General features: G+C 30.9%; 2 protein-coding genes. Both read left to right on the top strand.

Annotated features, from left to right (window positions below; genetic code table 11):
- On the top strand, positions 1-340 hold a 340-nt coding region (locus RTW80_RS26805), incomplete at its 5' end, for an ABC-three component system protein (protein ID WP_409415320.1).
- Positions 337-558, top strand: a complete 222-nt coding sequence (locus RTW80_RS31795) for an ABC-three component system middle component 7 (RefSeq protein ID WP_000632589.1) — start codon at positions 337-339, stop codon at positions 556-558. The genes RTW80_RS26805 and RTW80_RS31795, both read left to right, overlap by 4 nt.
- The last annotated feature ends 73 nt before the right edge of the window (positions 559-631 follow it).

The following is a 631-nucleotide window of genomic DNA, read 5'->3' as shown; positions in this document are numbered from 1 at the left end:
GGGTTCTCAATTATCGTACAAAGCTATGAGAGTTGATGATAAAATTCTTCCCGACTCTGGCCCTGCATTCAAGATAAAGGTCAAAGCTCAAGTTGCTTATTTTTACACTGAAATAAAAAAATTATTCCAACAACTCGATCAACGAGTTCCAAACACATCAGAAATAATATTCAACGAAGTTAAAACATACTATTTGATTTTAAAAAGAGAGAATTTATCTCAATCCGAAATATATAACCATTTGATTAATTGGATAAAAACAAACACAAAGGAAACTAATAGTGTAGCCGCCGAAGTTTTGGTGTGTTTTTTCATCCAAAATTGCGAGGTTTACTCATGATTACACCAAGTAAATCTATCTCAATCCAAGATTCAATATTATACAAGATGACAATCATCTTAGAAACTGAGTTTAATGAAATTAAGATTACTGATTTATACGAAAAAACATCAAGCAACTTCTCATCTCTGGACGAATTTGTTTACTCACTCGATTTTTTGTTTATTTTAGAGAAAATCATACTAAACCCAGCTAATGGGACGGTAATAAAATGCTAAAGAACATATACTGTGAAAAATTAATTAGAAAAGAACTGATTTTCAAAAATGGTTTGAATGCCATATTGGGACC

Origin of the sequence: Escherichia sp. AM3, from assembly GCF_032029835.1 — a bacterium.
Taxonomy (GTDB): domain Bacteria; phylum Pseudomonadota; class Gammaproteobacteria; order Enterobacterales; family Enterobacteriaceae; genus Escherichia; species Escherichia coli.
This window is presented reverse-complemented; position numbering and strand designations above follow the sequence as displayed.

What these genes read in the sequence shown, in the direction of transcription:
- RTW80_RS31795 (WP_000632589.1), top strand. Translation starts at nt 337, where the DNA reads ATGATTACACCAAGTAAATCTATCTCAATCCAAGATTCAATATTATAC.